Here is a 17,313-nt window from a genome sequence, read left to right on the forward strand (position 1 = left end):
TTCTTAGGAAATAAAGGAAAATTATCCTATATCTGGAGCCGTCACTCTCTTTGCTCCGGACCGGGCGGCGGGCACAGCCGACGGTGGCTCGGCCCCAGCCGTTCGAAGTGCGGGTTGTAGAAGGGGTCGTTGCTCAGCCGCTCGCCCCAGCGGGCACGGAGTTGGCGGGCCTCTCCGGCCAGCCGCTCCATCTTCTCCGGCGTGTCGTCGGTGCCGCGCGTCTGGGTTTCCAGGTGATAGAGCCGGGCGTGCGGCGTCCACAGAACGCGCAGGCCGGCGCCCTGGAGCTTCAGGCAGTAGTCCACGTCGGCATAGGCGACGGGCAGGCGCACCATGTCAAAGCCGCCGACCGCCTCGAAGGCGGCGCGGGAGGTCAGCAGGCAGGCACCGGTGACCGCCGAGACCGTGCGTGGCAGCACCGCTTGGCCGAGGTGCCCGGGCTCGTCGGCGCCCAGCCCGACGAAGGCGTGCCCGGCCGCTCCCTCGGCGCCCAGCACGACGCCGGCGTGCTGGACCGTGCCGTTGGGGTAGAGCAGCTTCGCCCCGACCGCCCCGACCCCCGGCCGGGCCAGCAGGGACACCATCTCGCCCAGCCAGTCCGGGTGGGTGGCGACGACGTCGTTGTTGAGGAAGCACAGCGCGTCGCCCCGGCAGACCCCCGCGGCGGCGTTGTTGATCGCGGCCCAGTTGAACGGGCCATGGAAGTCGGCGACGCGCACCCGCGGATCGCGGGCGAGGCTGTCGAAGAAGGGGCGCGAGCGCGGGTCGGCGCTGTCGTGATCGACCAGGACGATCTCGTAGTCCGGGTAATCGGTTTTCGCCAGCAGGCTTGACACGCAGTCGCGGACCAGCCCGACCGCGTCCTTGGTCGGGACGACGATGGAGACCTTCGGCAGCGGGGCGGGCAGGGGGTAGCGGACGCGGGTGCAGAACAACCCGCCGGAGCGGGCGTGCGTGTCGCGGTCGGCGGTCACGGTGGCGCGGCTGCCGGTCCGGCGGTGGTGTTCCCCGACCACGCGTTCGATGCCGGCCAGGATGCCGGCCGGGTCGCCGCTGCCCGACAACGAGGCGGGGTTGATGCGCCAGTGATAGAGGATGCGCGGGACGTGGCGGATGCCGGCGGCGCCGACCCGTTCCAGCAGCCGCAGCACGAGGTCGTGGTCCTGGACCCCCTCGTACCCCTCGCGCAAGCCCCCGACGTCCAGCACCAGCCGCCGCTCGGCCACGAGCAAATGGCAGACGTAGTTCAGGGAGGACAAAAGCTCGGGATCGAAATCCGGCTTGAAGGCGGGCGCCACGTGCCGTCCGTCCGGGGCGATGCGGTCCTCGTCGCTGTAGAGCACCGGGACGGGCGCCTTCGCCAGTTCCTCGGCCATGACCAGCAGGGCGTCGGGGGCCAGCCGGTCGTCATGGTCGAGGAAGGCCACATGGTCGCCCGACGCCAGGGACAGGGCGCGGTTCGTGTTGGCGCTCACCCCGCCGCGGGTCGCGCTGAACACGGCGCGGATGCGGGAATCGCGGGCGGCCTCCTGGCGGATCAGCAGGCGCACGGCGTCGTCGCGCGAGGCGTCGTCGGCGATGCACAGCTCCCAGTGCCCGTAGGCCTGGGCGCGCACGGACTCGATCGCCTCCGCCAGCATCCACAGGGGCGGGTCGCAGACGGGCATGACGACCGAGAACAGCGGGCGCCGGTCCAGCCCCGCCGCGCGCGTCGACAGCCGCAGGCGGCGGGTGGCCGTGTCGGCGTAATGCTCGTCGAAATAGGCGGCGTAGTCCGCGATGGAGCGGGCGGCGGCGGCGCGGCGGCGCGGCACTTCGTCGCGGAGTTCCTGAAGAATGCGGGAGACCTCGTCCAGCCGTCCGGCCAGCCGCTCGTCCGGACCGGCCCCGGCCTCGTCCAGCGCGATGGAGACGGGGCCGCAGAGAACCGTGCCGTCGCGCCGGTCACGAACCTCCAGCACCCGTCCCGACCGCAAGGACAGCAGCACCTCGAATCCGTGGTCGCAGGTGGCGAAGCGCGACAGCAGGTCCCGGCGCTGCTGGTTAGCCACGGCCCCGGCGACGACGCGGTCGTCCACCAGGATGTCGACTTCAACGGCCTCCTGCTCATCCTCCGTGTTGACCGCCCAGCCGACGATCCGCGGTCCATCCACGCTGTCCAGGTTGGCGACAACGGCGCGCGGGGCGACGGGGACGGACAGGCCGTTCTCCAGCAGATGGCCGGTCGCGGCGATGCGCACGCCGACGGTCGTCCGCTGCGGGTCGATGCCTGGAAAGAGCTGGGCGAGGTCCAACTCGAAGCCGCAGCGCACCGGCCGGCGGAGCAGGTGGGAGAGCACGCCGCTGTCGCGGTCCGGCAGGATGGTCACACTGGCCGACCCGGCGGAGACGAGCAGTGGCACGGGGGCGTCGGGCGCCGCCACCGACAGCGCCCAGCCGCGCAGCCGCGTTCCCTCCCGCTCCTCCAGCCGCCCATAGAAGGGCTCGGTCGCCGACCGCCGCCCGAGGTCGCCGGTGGTGGTGTCGGGGGCCGGCGTCGTCGGGAAGGCGTTGGTCATGGGGGAAATCCTGGAAAGAAGTCCGGAAGGCCGTGCCGCCGCCGGTTCATGACCGGCAGCCTGGAGCAATCATCGGATTTTGCGTCGAAACAGGGACGTGCGCGGAAAGTAGGCCATGAATTCGACGTGGGCCGCACACGAACGTACAAAAGGTTCCCCGGCTTCCTCCTCGGTCATCGCCTGGTTCCCAACCAGGAAATCGCAAACCCGATGAAGATATTGTGCCGCCGGAATGTCGCCCTTTTTGTATGTGTTGCGATATTGTCCATAGCTGGTGTCGAGATCCTCAAGAATATAATAGCCGCCCGGTGCAACGTGCGGGAACAGATACTGGAAGGCGGTGATTTGGTCACTCCAGTAATGTGAGCCATCATCGATCACCAAGCCAAACGGCCCAAATCGGCGGGCGATGTCCGTCAAGGCGATCGGATCGGATTGATCGACGATTTCGATCCTGGCCCGCCCGGACGCCAAGCGGAGGCATTCCCGATTCGTGTCAAGCCCAACAAATCGTGCATTCGGGAAATATTCCAGCCACATTGCCATGGATTGGCCCTGGTTGACGCCGATCTCGAGGATCGTCATCTCGTCGAACCGCATCTCTCCGACGAAGCGTTCGTAGAAGTCGAGGAAATTATGGTGCCTCGACGACTTGTCGGTCCCGTGCTTGAAGCCGATGTCGTCGAGACTCGGCAAGCGCGTGCCCGTGACGGGGGCGTGCGCCGTTGTCGCCTCTGTATCGGCAATCCATTGCCGGACGGCCTGGGCAAACGCATCGAGATCCGGGAGCTTCCAAGGCGTGTGCACGTTGTGGGGGTTGTACTGCTCATGCCCCGTGTCGATCTCGCCGATGAAATACCGAATTTTGCTGCTGTACGGCTCGTTGAAAAAGACATCGTGATAATGCACGAGATTAGGCGAGGCGAAGATAAAAGCCGACTTCAGCTTTCTTTGGAAAGCCAGATTGAACATGTTGCTTCCGCTCGCGCCAGCGATCAGTTCGGCATTGGCGACAATGTCAACCTGCTCGGCAATGGACAGGTCTTGGGGGTGGGCGATGTGGAAGCCTTCCTTGCGGAAAATGTCTTCCACGCTGTGCTCGTTTACCAGAATGCGCTGCGGGTTGTGGGAGCGGGAGATGTAGACGCGCTTCGACCCTCCGGAACGGCGGTCGTAACCGTCGCGCAGGCGGCGCCAAATGCCCCCGGCAACCGGGGTGGTGTACTCCTGGATCATGAAGCTGCGCTTTGGCACGAGCAGTTCCTGCACCAGCGCAGGTTCTTCGAGCCAAACGATCGCCTCTTTGGGAATGCCGTAGCCGACGAGCAGTTCCGGGATGAATTTGGCCGTGCTCTTGGTCAGAAGCACGGACACATCCGCCATCTTCAGATAGTCGGTGCAATAGTGATAAGCCCAGGCCTTCGATAGGACATCGACAATGAAGTGTCCGTAATGATTTTGATGCATGTAATCCAAATAAATGAACTTTCCCGAAAGAATGGTCCTCGGGGTGCAATCCGCCTGCGGTTGATACCGACCGTCGGGAATCTGGGTGAGAAGCGGATGAAAATCGGTGCTCCAATCCGACGTGAAGCAGTCCTTGAGGACAATGTTGCCCTGGGCTATGGCCAAGCCCCCCGGCAAGCAGGCAACGTTGTGCAGCCGGGAGAGCGTTATGGCCGGATATGGGAGGCGCTCCATGAACCCATTGATGTGGGCGGGCATGCCGACGGGACGCTGGATCTGCACATGGTCCAGCGGGAGGTTGGCGATTTCAGGAATCTTGAGGGCGATGTCAGAGGCCGGCGCGGTGACAATGTGTCCCTCGCCTCCTTGTATGAAGGTCGCGGCGTCCACAAGCGATGCGATTTCGTCTGAGCGCTTCGTGATGAAGAGCTTGTTTTCCTGATAATTCAGGTTCTCGCTTATGTTCATTTGAAGCCCCGACATGATGCACCTTCACTCGGATCTGTTTGTAGATTTTCCGAAATCTGAAAAAATTCGGCGTCTTGTCCTTGCCGAAAGCTCTTATAGCCGTTGGAAGGCCGCAATGCCGGTAAACTATTTAAATAAATTTGTCAATGATAAATAGTTAAAACATAACTATGCCACCTTCTTGATGCAATGTCACAGGCGAAGTGGACCATGCCGGATGTGAAGTCGTTTCTGCAATTGCAGAAAAGCAAATCGAGAATTGTATTTGAGGGGTGAAGTCTCTGGGCTTTAAAGCCAGACGAAGCAATATCCGATTGACATGGGTCATTTTAAGAATGTTTTCGACCTTCGTGCTTTTTGAATTATTGCGTGCTTGCCGAAGGATGAGCCTGTCGGCTGTCGGAGCCCTGATGTCCAAGGTTGCAAAATTGGGCGAAGAAATAAAAGTGTTTGCCATCCGGAGCCGATGCAGCTGTGCGGTCAGCCGGCGCCCGTCTGCTTGCCCCCGCACACAATGGGGTTCCACGCAAAGAAGTTGACGGGCGCGGGGGAACCGCGCACTGATGCACGGCTTCGGCAAGGGGCGGCGTTGCCGGGATGGCCGCCGTGCGGCCACGGCCCCCGGTTCAGAGTCACGTCGCCCTGAACGAACGCAACAATGGCAGTCGCAAAAGCAGGGGCGGGCGTTGAGCAAGGTTGCACTGATCACCGGCGTCACAGGACAGGACGGCGCCTATCTGGCGGAACTGCTGCTGGCGAAGGGCTACATCGTCCACGGCGTCAAACGGCGTTCCTCGTCCTTCAACACGGAGCGGGTGGAGCATCTGTACCGCGACGTGCACGAGGAGGATGTCCGCTTCCGGATGCACTACGGCGACCTGACCGACGCGACCAACCTGCTGCGCATCGTCCAGGAGGTCCAGCCGGACGAGATCTACAACCTCGCCGCCCAAAGCCATGTGCAGGTCAGCTTCGAGACGCCGGAATACACGGCGAACGCCGACGCGTTCGGCACGCTGCGCCTGCTGGAGGCGATCCGCATCCTGAAGCTGGAGGGGAAGACGCGCTTCTACCAAGCCTCCACGTCGGAGCTGTTCGGCAAGGCGCAGGAGGTTCCGCAGACGGAGACGACGCCCTTCTACCCGCGCAGCCCCTACGCGGTGGCCAAGCTCTACGCCTACTGGATCACGGTGAACTACCGCGAGGCGTACGGCATGCACGCCTCGAACGGCATCCTGTTCAACCACGAAGGACCGACCCGCGGCGAGACCTTCGTCACGCGCAAGATCACCCGCGCCGTCGCTGCCATCCAGCTGGGCCTGCAGGAAAGGCTGTACCTCGGCAACCTGGACGCCAGGCGCGACTGGGGCCATGCCCGCGACTACGTGGAAGGCATGTGGCGCATCGTCCAGCAGGAACAGCCGGACGACTATGTGCTGGCCACCGGCGAAACCCATTCCATCCGCGAGTTCGTGGAGCTGGCCTTCAGCCATGTCGGGCGCCGGATCGTATGGCGGGGAACGGGGGTGGACGAGAAGGGCGTCGATGCCGACAGCGGCGAGGTGCTGATCGAGGTCGATCCGCGCTATTTCCGCCCGACCGAGGTGGATCTGCTGCTGGGGGATCCGTCCAAGGCGCGGGCCAGGCTGGATTGGACGCACACCACCAGCTTCCCCGACCTCGTCCGCGAGATGATGGAGAGCGATCTCGCCCGTTTCAGGCAGGAAGCCGGGCGCCGTGCCTGACCCGGGGCTCCCTTCCCCCCTTGGGAGGGCCGCGGGTTAAGGCTGTGAAGCCACTGACGAAGGGAGTATACAAGCTGCCGTTCGGTTTGTTTCGTTCCGGAGTTCGCGTGGTGTTGTCCAGAGCCTCCTCGCCGTGGCGCCGCCTGTGTACGGTCGCGGCTTGCACCCAGGGTGCCCGCAATGACGAGTGAGAGCATGCCCTGCCTGCGGTTCCGCAAGCAAAGCGCGGACGTCTATGATTCCGGCGACCGCGGCCAGCCGGAGCGGGCCTGGGAAGACCTGCTGGACGGCGGCCGGCGTTGGCGGCTGTGGAGCACGCTCGGCTGGCACGACATCCGCAAGCGCTACCGCCGTTCGGTGCTCGGGCCCTTCTGGCTGACGCTCAGCATGGCGGTCATGGTGGCCAGTCTCGGCCTCATCTACGGGACGCTGTTCCGGCTCGACCTGGAAAACTACCTGCCGTTCCTCGCCATCGGCCTGGCCACCTGGACTTTCATCGCGTCCTTCCTGAACGAAGGCTGCACGAGCTTCATCGACCTGGAGCCGCTGATCAAGAACGTGCGCATCCCGATGTCGCTGCACATCCTGCGCGTGCTGTGGCGGAACCTGATCATCTACGCCCACAACATCGTCATCTTCGCGGGGGTGGCGGTGGTCTTCGGGATATGGCCGGGGATCGGAGGCATTCTGCTGGCCTTCGCGGGGCTCGGGCTCCTGCTGGTCAACGCCAGCTGGATCATGCTTCTGTGCGGCATGATCTGCACGCGCTTCCGCGACGTGCCGCCCATCGTCGCCAGCGTCATCCAGCTCCTGTTCTTCGTGACGCCGGTCATGTGGAAGCCGGAGCTGCTGGGCGACCGGCGCTACCTGATGGTGCTCAACCCCTTCTACCATCTGATCGAGGCCATCCGGGCGCCGCTGCTCGGCCAGCTTCCGCACTGGGAGAACTGGGCGTTCGGCCTGCTGTTCGCCGTGGCCGGCTGGGCGCTCACCTTCGCCGTCTTCGCCCGTTTCCGCAAACGCATCGCCTACTGGCTCTGATGGCTGCGATCCACCTCGACGACGTATCGGTCGATTTCGTCCTCTACCAGGGCAGCGCGCGCTCCCTGAAGAAGACTCTGCTGCGCTCCTCCACCAGCGGCGTCCTGAAGCATGACGCCCATCACCGCGTCACCGTGAAGGCGCTGAGCAACTTCTCGCTGACGCTGGAGCACGGCGACCGGGTGGGGCTGATCGGCGGGAACGGTGCCGGCAAGACGACGCTGCTGCGCGTGCTCGCCGGCGTCTACGAGCCGACGGCCGGGCGGATTCGCGTCGAAGGGCGCGTGACGCCGCTGTTCGACCTCGGCCTCGGGCTCGACATGGACGCGTCGGGCTACGACAACATCCGGATGCGGGCGGCCTATTTCGGCATCGACGCCGACGAGGTGGAGCGGAAGATGGACGACATCGCCGCCTTCACCGAACTGGGCGACTATCTCAACCTGCCGGTCCGCACCTATTCGGCGGGCATGACGCTCCGCCTCGCCTTCGCCGCGGCGACCTCGGTCGATCCGGAGATCCTGCTGATGGACGAATGGCTCGCCGTCAGCGACACGAAGTTCTTGGAAAAGGCCCAGCGCCGCGCCGAGGGATTCGTGAACCGGTCCAGCATCATGGTCGTCGCCTCCCATGTCGAGGAGGTGTTGAAGCGGCTGTGCAACAAGGTGCTGTGGCTGGAGCGCGGGAGCGTCCAGCGCTTCGGACCGGTCGAGGAGGTGCTGGCGGCGTATCACGCCCATGTCGCCGCCGCCGGTTCCGTGGGGGGTGGGTCATGACCACGGACGTGCCCTTTTCCCTGGAGGGCAAGCGGGTCTGGGTCGCGGGACACCGTGGCATGGCGGGTTCGGCGATCGTCCGTCGGCTTGAGCGGGAACCCTGCGAGATCCTCACGGTCGGCCGCGAGAGCGTCGACCTGCGCCGGCAGGCGGAGGTCGAGGACTGGATGGCCGAAACGCGGCCGGACGTCGTGTTCCTCGCCGCCGCCCTGGTCGGCGGCATTCACGCCAACAACAGCCGCCCGGCCGAGTTCATCTACGAGAACCTGGCGATCGAGACCAACGTCATCCACGCCGCCCGGACGGTCGGGGTGCGCAAGCTGGTGTTTCTGGGCTCCTCCTGCATCTACCCGCGGCTGGCGCCGCAGCCGATGCGCGAGGAGGCGCTGCTCACAGGACCGCTGGAACCCACCAACGAATGGTACGCCATCGCCAAGATCGCCGGCATCAGGATGTGCCAGGCCTACCGCCGGCAGTACGGCTGCGACTTCATCGCGGCGATGCCGACCAACCTCTACGGCTACGGCGACAATTTCGACGTCGCGCAGGGACACGTCGCCGCTGCCCTGATGGTGCGGATTCACCGCGCCAAGGAAGAGGGGGCGGACAGCGTGGTGCTGTGGGGCGACGGCAGCCCGCTGCGCGAATTCCTGTTTGTCGAGGATCTGGCCGACGGGCTGGTCTTCCTGGCGAAGGGCTATTCGGGCGAACCCCACGTCAACCTCGGGTCCGGCCATGAGATCTCCATCCGCGGGCTGGCCGAACTGCTGGCCGAGGTGATCGGCTATCGGGGTGGCTTCCGTTTCGACACGTCCAAGCCGAACGGCACGCCGCGCAAGATCATGGATGGCGGCCGGCTCGCCGCCATGGGATGGACCGCGCCCACGCCGCTGCGCGAGGGGTTCGCGCGGACCTATCGCTGGTATGTGGACAATCTGGGCTCCGGCACCCTGCGCGGGCTGCCTCCTCCCTCCCCGAACGACTGCTGAGGGCGACCCGGCGGGCCGAGACCCGCTGCGGCGCGGTGTCGCAGTCGCTGCACGCCGACCGCGCGATAAGGCGGGGCAGGCTGTGCCCTTTTGGGTACCCACAAATACGTCACAACCGGCGACGTTGCCCCAATGGCCATTTAAAGCTCGCCCAAATTGAGGCTTCCCAGTGCGGCGCTTGTGTCTGATGAAGGTAGTAAAGTACAGTCGCGCCATTGGGAAGCCACCGGAAGAGCGACTGGAACACAGGGGCCCGATGCAGAGCAAGACCGCCACCGATCCGCAAAAGGCCTCTGCTGAGGCTCCACGGACCACCAGCCTCCATGCGCTTGCCATCGTTGCGCGTCATCACGGACTCCATCTTTCGGTGGACCAGCTGAAGCGTGACTACGGAGTCGAGGCCGGAGAGCCATCCCCGCAGCATCTGGTCAAGATCGCCGAGGGCAACGGGCTGACCGCCCGCGCCGCGAAGCTGCGCTGGAAGCATTTGTCCCGCCTCGGCAAGGCCTTGCCGCTCCTGCTCCGTCTGCGCGACGGAAGCACGATGGTGCTGGTCTCCTTCCGCAAGGACGGCGGGACCCCGGCGGTGATGCTGCAGGACCCGCTGAGCCCCGACCAAGCCTGCGTCGCCGTGGACGAACTCCGCCTCGCTTCGGTCTGGGATGGCGATGCCATCTTCGTCAAGCGCCGCTACCGCATGACCGATACGGAGCAGCCGTTCGGCTTCATCTGGCTGGTCGGACAGATCCTGCGCGAGAAGCGGATCTTCGGCGACGTCGCCATCTCCGCGCTGGTTCTCAGCCTGTTCGCCCTGGGGCCGCCGCTGATCTTCATGGTCATCCTGGATCGCGTGCTCGTTCACCAGCGGATGTCCACGCTGACCCTGCTCGTGACGGCGATTGCGATCATGCTGGTGTTCGACACCCTCTTCGGCTATCTGCGCCGCCGCTTGGTGGCGATCGGCACGGCCAAGGTGGATGCACGCATCAGCACCTACATCTTCGACCGGATGATCGGCTTGCCGATCGACTTCTTCGAGCGGACGCCGACCGGCGTCATCTCCCACTCGCTCAACGAGGTCTGGCGCATCCGCGGCTTCCTGACCGGGCAACTGTTCGGGACGCTTCTGGATTCCATGACGCTGATCGTGCTGATCCCGGCGATGTTCGTGCTGAGCCCGCCGCTCGCCTTCGTCGTCCTGGGCATCGCGTCCCTCATGTGCCTCGTGGTGGTGCTTTACATCGGCCCGCTGGCCCGCGCCTACGGCAAGGTCATCCAGGCCGAGCATCGCAAGGGCTCCTTCATGATCGAGGTGCTGCACGGCATGCGCACCGTGAAGTCGCTGGCCCTGGAAGGGCGCAAGCGGCTCGATTGGGAGGTTCGTGTCGCCGAGGCGGTGCGTGCCAACACGGCCATGCAGATGCTGTCCAACCAGCCGCAGACCATCCTGCAGCCCCTGGAGAAATCGATCTACGCCGGGACCCTGGCGATCGGCGCCTACTTCGCCATCGGCGAAGGGGCGATCGTTTACGGCGGTTCGCTGGTCGCCTTCAGCATGATCGCCAGCCGCGCAACGCAGCCCTTCGTGCAGATCGCCAGCCTGATGCAGCAGTTCCAGGAGGCGCGCGGCGCCGTCGCCCAGGTGTCGTCGGTCGTGAACCAGGCGCAGGAGCAGGGGCTGGGCCGCCAGGGCGTGCGCCCGGTGATCAAGGGCGAGATCTCCTTCTCGGAGGTGCGCTTCCGCTATCCGGGTTCGCAGAACCCGGCGCTCGACAGCACCAGCTTCGCCATCAAGGCCGGCCAGGTCATCGGCATCATGGGGCGGTCCGGCTCGGGCAAGACCACGGTCACGCGCCTGCTGCAGGGCTTGCACCAGAACTACGACGGCCTGATCAAGATCGACGGCGTGGACCTGCGTGAGATCGACCTCAGTCACTTGCGCTCCAACCTCGGCGTCGTGCTGCAGGACAACTTCCTGTTCAGCGGCACGATCCGCGAGAACATCATGGCGGCCAACCGCAGCGCCTCCCTCGAAGAGGTGATGCGGGCCGCCCGTCTCGCCGGCGCGGAGGAGTTCATCGAGCGCCTGCCGCGCGGCTACGAGACGATGATCGAGGAAGGCTCGGCCAACCTGTCCGGCGGCCAGAAGCAGCGCATCGCCATCGCCCGCGCGCTGCTGGTCGATCCGAGCGTCCTGATCCTCGACGAGGCGACCAGCGCGCTCGACCCCGACAGCGAAGCGATCATCAACAACAACCTGACGCGCATCGCCCAGGACCGGACGATGATCGTCATCTCCCATCGCCTCGCCTCGCTGGTGAATTGCGACCAGATCATCGTGATGGAGCGCGGCAGGCTCTACGACATGGGCAAGCACGACGAGCTCCTCCAGCGCTGCGACGTCTACCGGCATCTCTGGTTCCAGCAGAACCGCCACCTTTCCCCGGGAAGCACTCATGACCGCGCTCCTCTTACGTCGGCCGCAAACAGCTGACCGCTTCGCCGAGCAGGCGATCAACGATTTCCAGGGCGAGGTTTCGGAAATCACCGGCCAGCCGGACCCGCAAGGCGCGCGCGTGGTGATCTGGACGCTCGCCGCCATGCTGGTCGTGCTGATCGTGATGGCGTCGGTGATGAAGCTCGACCGCGTGGTCAGCGCTTCGGGGCGTGTCGTGTCCCAGGCGCCGACCATCGTCGTCCAGCCCCTGGAAACCTCGATCATCCGCAGCCTCAACGCGCGCGTCGGGCAGACCGTGCGGCGCGGGGAGGTGCTGGCCACGCTCGACCCGACCTTCTCGTCGGCCGACGTCGCCCAGCTGGAACGCCAGGCGTCCAAGCTGGCGGCCGAGATCGCCCGGCTGAACGCGGAGGCCAAGAACGCGGCCTTCACGGTGGCTGGGAACGACCCGGACATGGTCCTGCAGGAATCCATCTGGCGCTTCCGCCAGGCGGAGTATGCGGCCAAGCTGGCCAACTTCGACCAGCGTATGGCCACCCTGCAGGCGACGATCAAGAACAACCAGACGGACGCCGAGCATTACCGCTCGCGCCTGAAGATCGTCGGCGAGATCGAGTCGATGCGGCGGACTCTGGAAAAGAACCAGACCGGCAGCCGTCTCAACTCCCTGATCGCCAGCGACACGCGGGTGGAGACGGAGCGCAACCTCGGCAACAGCGAAAGCACCATCCGCACCGCCGGCCACGATCTGGAGGCACTGCGCGCCGAGCGCGAGGTCTACATCCAGCAGTGGCGCAGCACCTTGCTGACCGACCTGTCGACCCGCCAGGTCGACCTCGAGCGCGTCCGCGAGGAGCTGTCCAAAGCCCAGAAGCGCCGCGATCTGGTCGAGCTGCGCGCGGTGGATGACGCCGTGGTGCTGGAGGTCGGGAAGTACTCCGTCGGGTCGGTGGTGGAGCAGGCCCAGCCGATCTACACTCTGGTGCCGCTGCACGCGAAGCTGGAGGTGGAAGCCGAAATCGCCGGGCTCGACCAGGGCTTCATCAAGCCGGGCGATCCGGTGCAGGTCAAGCTCGACGCCTACCGCTATATCGAGCACGGGATGGCCAAGGGCGTGGTCAAGACGATCAGCGAGGACTCCTTCACCAAGCGTGAGGACCAGTCCCAGGCGCCTCGTCCCTTCTTCCGGGCCCGGATCGAGCTGACCGACGTGTCTCTGCGCGACGTGCCCTCCGATTTCCGGCTGGTCCCGGGCATGCCGTTGACGGCCGACATCGTGGTCGGCGCAAGGACCATCATGGCCTATCTCGTCGAAGGGGCCTTGAAGAGCGGTGCCGAAGGCATGCGCGAACCGTAATAAGGCGAGACCTGAAGGCACCGGCCGCGGCCGGTGAGAAGCCGGCCAGTGATCGGTACGGAAGGAAAGGGTGTTGAGGCCGATGCGCAAGCTTATCAAGGCAGCCGGGCGGCTGTTCGGCGCCGCTTCGCCGGACGACGACTACGCCAGGGGCCTGAAGGCGCTCGAGCGGGGGGACCACAAGGCGGCCCTGGAATCCTGGATGTCGGCGGCCCAGGCCGGCCATGCCGGCGCCCAGCACCAGATTGGTCGCCTGTACGATCTCGGCAAAGGCGTGGTGCGCAACGCCGTCGACGCGGTCGGCTGGTACCGGCAGGCGGCCGACAACGGCCATGGCGAGGCCCAGGCACGACTGGCCGAGATCTATTACTACGGCTGCGACGCGCCGAAGGGGATCACCCCGACCGACGAGGCCCTGTCGGTCCTCTTCCCCAAAGGGCTGAAGATCGAGCAGGACTACACGGAGGCCCTGCGCTGGGCGCGCGCCGCCGCCGAACAGGGCGTCGTCGCTGCGCAGGCCATGCTCGGCTACATGCACGCCTCGGGCTTCGGCATCACTCCGGATTACACCGAGGCCGAACGCTGGTACCGCATCGCCGCGGAGCAGGGCAATGCGGCGGCGCAACTCGGGCTCGGGACGCTGCTGGCCGGCGGCTACGGTGGGAAGTCCGACCCCGAGGCCGCCCACCAGTGGTTCCGTAAGGCGGCCGAGCAGAAGAACGTGATGGCTTGGTATTATCTCGGCACCCAGTACGCCGCCGGCGTGGGGGTGGCGCAGGACCCCGCCGAGGCGGTCTCCTGGTTCCGCCGCGCCGCCGAGGCGGGCGCCGCGGCGGCGCAGCGGGCGCTCGGTCTGCTGTACGCGCGGGGGGTCGGCGTGGCGGCCGATCCGCACATGGCCGAGACCTGGCTGCGCAAGGCGGCGGTCCAGGGCGACACCGAGGCGATGCTGCAGCTCGGCCACCTGAACAGCCGGGGCGCGGGGATGCAGCCCAACCTGTTCGACGCCGCGACTTGGTATCGGGCGGCGGCGGAGATGGGGCACCGCGAGGCGCAGAAGATCATCGCGCAAATGTATTTCGCCGGGTCCGGCGTGCCGCGCGACGAGATGGAGGCGGTCCGCTGGCTGGAGCGCGCCGCCGGCCAGGGCGATCCGCAGGCCCAGCTGCGCATCGGCGCGCTGTACGCCGAAGGGCGCGGTGTGGCCCGCGACTACGACCGGGCGCTCGACTGGTTCCGTCGGGCGGCCGAACAGGGCAACAGCGACGCGGTCTACAACATCGGCACGCTGCACAGCCTCGGTCTCGGCGTGCCGCGCGACCCGGCGGGCGCCCTGACCTGGTACGAGCGGGCGGCCGAGCAGGGCAGCGTGCTGGCCCAATTCCGGCTCGGCACCATGTCCGCCGCTGGCGACGGAGTGCCGCAGGACTACGCCCGCGCCGCCTTCTGGTCGCGCAAGGCCGCCGAACAGGGCCATGTCGGCGCCATGATCAACCTCGGCCGTTTCTGTATGCAGGGGCTGGGTATGGAGCGCGACATCAAGGAGGCGCTCCGCTGGCTGACCGCCGCCGCCGAACAGAAGGAGCCGTCGGCCATGACGGCGCTCGGCGAACTGCACGGGCATTGGAGCGAACAGAAAGACATCGGCCGCGCCCGCGCCTGGCTGGAGCGTGCGGCGGCCCTCGGCGATGAGCGGGCCAAGATGCTGCTGGAGCGGTTGCCTGCCACCGATCCGTCCGGTGCCGTTCATGGCCAATTCGACGGCCACTCTCCCGGCCAGCTCCGCGCGGCCGGCGAGGGATGACGCCGTTCGGCCGGCTCAGTTCACCAGGATGACGCTCCGCCCGGTGTGCCAGACGGACCCGTGAGGCGCGGGCAGCGCAACGGCCATGCGGTGGTGGATCTCTCCCGTCTCAGGGAGAGCGGCCGGCCCCAGGTCGACGTAGCCCAGGGCGCGGTAGAGCGCGAGAGCGTGCGCGTTGTGCGGCAGGACCGCCAGCTCCAGCCGCGCGCAGCGTCCGGCGGCCCAACGATGGGCGGCCAGCATGAGCTGCCGGCCGAGGCCGAAGCCGCGGATGTCCGGGTGCAGCTCGATGCCGAGGGCGAGGGCTCCCGAGCCCGGGGGGGCGGGCCAGCCCGGACCGATCCGGCAGTGCCCGACCATGCGGCCACCCCGTTCCGCGACCAGCCAGCAACGGTCGGTCCAGCAATCGTCCTCCCCATTGCGGCCGGTATCCCGCCCGGTCAGCCAGGCGTGAAGGTCCGCCACACTGGGAACGGCGGTGTCGACACATCCACCATTCAGCCGGACCATGCCGGCCAGAAAGCCGCGCAGGCGCCTCAGATCCCCGTCCATCGTGCGGATGGCCCGCAGTGTGACGAGGCCGAGCGTGAGGATGGCCCGCCGCGGGGTGCCCCGCAGCCGGACGCCGGGGAAGTCCGTCAGACGCACGTCCACCACAGGCTCCCGTCCCGCCAGGGAGTCGGGCAGCGGCACGGCGAAGCCATGCTGCCCATCCCCTTTGCCGGCGGATTCCAGATCGGGGCGGTGCTGGTCGGCCAGGGCCTCGACCAGCATGGGAGGATTGCCGAACAGAACCTCCACGCGCAGGCGGCGGCCCGGCTCCGCCGGCAGCCAAGCCCAACCGGACACCCGGTGGCCGACCATATCGACACAACCTTCGGGGTCGAGACAGCCTTCGGGGACGATGGTCATGGGGATCCCCTTCCGCACCCGGCCGGCGCCGTCCGGCCCTACGGCTCCCGTGCGGCGAGTGGCTCGACCGTACGCACAAGGCCGAACTTCATCAGATGGACGAGGCTGCGCAGCAGAAGCAACTGGCGCTCCGGCGGCACCAGCGCCGCGAGATCGTCCACCGCAAGGCCCGGCGGGTTCAGGGCGTCCAACGCCAGGACGAGGTCGGCCGCCGGGGACAGGATGGCGCGCGCCGGGGAGTTCAGCGGGTCGGCCTGCAGGATTGCCAGGGCGTTGCTGACGGCCTCCCGCGTGGCGCCGTCGGCGCGCACCAGCCGCAGCCCCGGCTCCAGCACGCGCGTCGGGTAGGCTTGGAACATGCGCAGCGGATCGGGGCGCAACGGGTTGCCGTCCCCTCCGGGGGGGCGCGGCGCGCGCTCCGGCGCGTGGCGGCGGATGTCGGCCAACTGGCGCCAGACGTCCAGATACTGCGGGATGATCGCCCGCCAGTCGAACAGGGCGGCGGCGCGGGCGCGCCCGGCCTCGCCCATCCGGCGGCGCAGGCCCTCGTCCGCGATCAGCCGCGTGTAGGCCTCGGCCGCCGCCTGCACGTCCACGGCGCTGATCTGCGAGGTGCGGCCGATGTAATGGTCGTAATTGTCCAGCCCGGCGGCGTAGCGGTCGGCCAAGTCGGCGCCGGCGCCCGGCGGCGGCAGGACGGTCGGCACGCGGAAGCCGTCCACGCCATGGCGCACCGTCTCGCGGTAACCGTTCCAGTCGGTGACGACGCAGGGCAGCCCGGCGGCCATCGCCTCGACCGGGGTGATGCCGAAGGTTTCCTGGATGTTGTCCACCAGCGAGGTGAACAGGTCGGCCGCGGCCCAGACGCGGGTGCGCACCTCCGGCTTGCGGCCGTCCAGGAAGATCGCGTTGACGCTGGGGCAGTAGCGCCTTGCCCCCTCGGCGAAGGCGGTGGCGATGGCGTCGTTGCCGAACCAGCCGGCCTGGATCAGGTGAATGCGCTTGCCCGTGAGGCGGGCGGCCTGTTCCAGCGCCAGATACATGGGCAGCGGGTGCGCCTTGGCGTGGAAGCTGAGGCGCCCCATGAACAGCACCACCACCTCGTCGGCGCCGATGCCGAGCGCCGCCCGCTCCGCCGCGCGCACCGACGGGTCGAAGCCGAAGGCGTCGGTGTCCACACCCAGCGGGACCACCGGCAGGTTCGGCATCGGCACCTCGGTGGCGCCCAGCCGGTCGCGCAGATAGGCCGCGTAGGGGCGCAGAACGGCTTCCACCGACGCGCGCGCCGCCTGGGAGGTGCAGATCACCGCGTCCCAGGGCTGCAGCGGCGCGGTCGCCAGAGCACCCAGATTGTCCGGGGATTCCGACGTGGTGTGGGTGATTCCGCACAGGCTGTAGCCGCGCTGGTCGCGGGAGCGTCGGCGCCAGGCGTAGTGATCGATGCCCGGTCCTGGCACGAACAGACAGCCCACGGCGGCGAGCTTCGACGGCTCCGACGTGGGGTAGAGGGCCACCCGCCGCCCCGGGGCGTGACGGGCGGCGAGATCCGTGAACAGGCCCGCCAACTCCGGCCGGTCGATGTGGCAGGCGAAGCTGTCCAGCCCCGAATGCCGGAAGAAGCCGATGAGGAAGGACTCGCCGGCGACATGGCGGCCCTTCAGGTCCGCCCGCGCGGTCTCGTAGCCCTCGGGGTGGAAGTAGATGGCGGCGTTGGACACGGGCGGCGGACGTCCTGGAT

General features: G+C 67.0%; 11 protein-coding genes. 7 read left to right on the top strand and 4 right to left on the bottom strand.

All coding sequences use genetic code 11. The features are described 5' to 3' along the window. Positions 1–41: 41 nt before the first annotated feature. Together H0B54_RS15525 and H0B54_RS15530 are read right to left on the bottom strand one after the other, a co-directional pair. The gene (locus H0B54_RS15525; protein WP_188261076.1) at positions 42–2,558 is read right to left on the bottom strand and encodes a glycosyltransferase family 2 protein; all 2,517 of its coding nucleotides are present in this window, start codon (positions 2,556–2,558) and stop codon (positions 42–44) included. 69 nt (positions 2,559–2,627) lie between these two features. Further along, positions 2,628–4,508 carry a glycosyltransferase 61 family protein gene (locus tag H0B54_RS15530; protein WP_188261077.1) on the bottom strand — a complete coding sequence of 627 codons (1,881 nt, stop codon included), beginning with the start codon at positions 4,506–4,508 and terminating at the stop codon, positions 2,628–2,630. A 671-nt stretch (positions 4,509–5,179) separates the two neighbouring features. Between H0B54_RS15530 and gmd the strand changes: the two genes are divergently transcribed. The 7 genes from gmd (at position 5,180) to H0B54_RS15565 (ending at position 14,663) form a co-directional block, all read left to right on the top strand. Then, positions 5,180–6,238 (top strand): GDP-mannose 4,6-dehydratase, encoded by a 1,059-nt coding sequence (gmd, locus tag H0B54_RS15535; protein ID WP_246472548.1) that lies wholly within the window; start codon positions 5,180–5,182, stop codon positions 6,236–6,238. 180 nt (positions 6,239–6,418) lie between these two features. Then, the gene (locus H0B54_RS15540) at positions 6,419–7,279 is read left to right on the top strand and encodes an ABC transporter permease (protein WP_246472549.1); all 861 of its coding nucleotides are present in this window, start codon (positions 6,419–6,421) and stop codon (positions 7,277–7,279) included. After that, the gene (locus H0B54_RS15545; protein WP_094306815.1) at positions 7,279–8,055 is read left to right on the top strand and encodes an ABC transporter ATP-binding protein; all 777 of its coding nucleotides are present in this window, start codon (positions 7,279–7,281) and stop codon (positions 8,053–8,055) included. Before H0B54_RS15540 ends, H0B54_RS15545 begins: the two co-directional genes overlap by 1 nt. After that, on the top strand, positions 8,052–9,044 hold the full coding sequence (locus tag H0B54_RS15550) for a GDP-L-fucose synthase family protein (protein ID WP_281390055.1): 993 nt from the start codon (positions 8,052–8,054) through the stop codon (positions 9,042–9,044). Before H0B54_RS15545 ends, H0B54_RS15550 begins: the two co-directional genes overlap by 4 nt. Positions 9,045–9,300: 256 nt before the next feature. Next, on the top strand, positions 9,301–11,538 hold the full coding sequence (locus H0B54_RS15555; protein WP_094306813.1) for a peptidase domain-containing ABC transporter: 2,238 nt from the start codon (positions 9,301–9,303) through the stop codon (positions 11,536–11,538). After that, positions 11,501–12,859, top strand: coding sequence for an HlyD family type I secretion periplasmic adaptor subunit (locus H0B54_RS15560; RefSeq protein ID WP_094306812.1), 1,359 nt, complete (start codon positions 11,501–11,503; stop codon positions 12,857–12,859). Before H0B54_RS15555 ends, H0B54_RS15560 begins: the two co-directional genes overlap by 38 nt. An 82-nt stretch (positions 12,860–12,941) precedes the next feature. Beyond that, positions 12,942–14,663 (top strand): tetratricopeptide repeat protein, encoded by a 1,722-nt coding sequence (locus H0B54_RS15565; RefSeq protein ID WP_188261079.1) that lies wholly within the window; start codon positions 12,942–12,944, stop codon positions 14,661–14,663. Positions 14,664–14,678: 15 nt separating this feature from the next. Here the strand turns inward: H0B54_RS15565 and H0B54_RS15570 are convergent, their stop codons facing one another. Beyond that, positions 14,679–15,575, bottom strand: a complete 897-nt coding sequence (locus tag H0B54_RS15570) for a GNAT family N-acetyltransferase (RefSeq protein ID WP_188261080.1) — start codon at positions 15,573–15,575, stop codon at positions 14,679–14,681. A 38-nt stretch (positions 15,576–15,613) separates the two neighbouring features. Next, on the bottom strand, positions 15,614–17,293 hold the full coding sequence (locus tag H0B54_RS15575) for a glycosyltransferase (RefSeq protein WP_188261081.1): 1,680 nt from the start codon (positions 17,291–17,293) through the stop codon (positions 15,614–15,616). Between the last annotated feature and the right edge of the window lie 20 nt (positions 17,294–17,313).

The sequence above is a fragment of the Azospirillum tabaci genome, from assembly GCF_014596085.1.
GTDB classification, from domain to species: Bacteria; Pseudomonadota; Alphaproteobacteria; order Azospirillales; family Azospirillaceae; genus Azospirillum; species Azospirillum tabaci.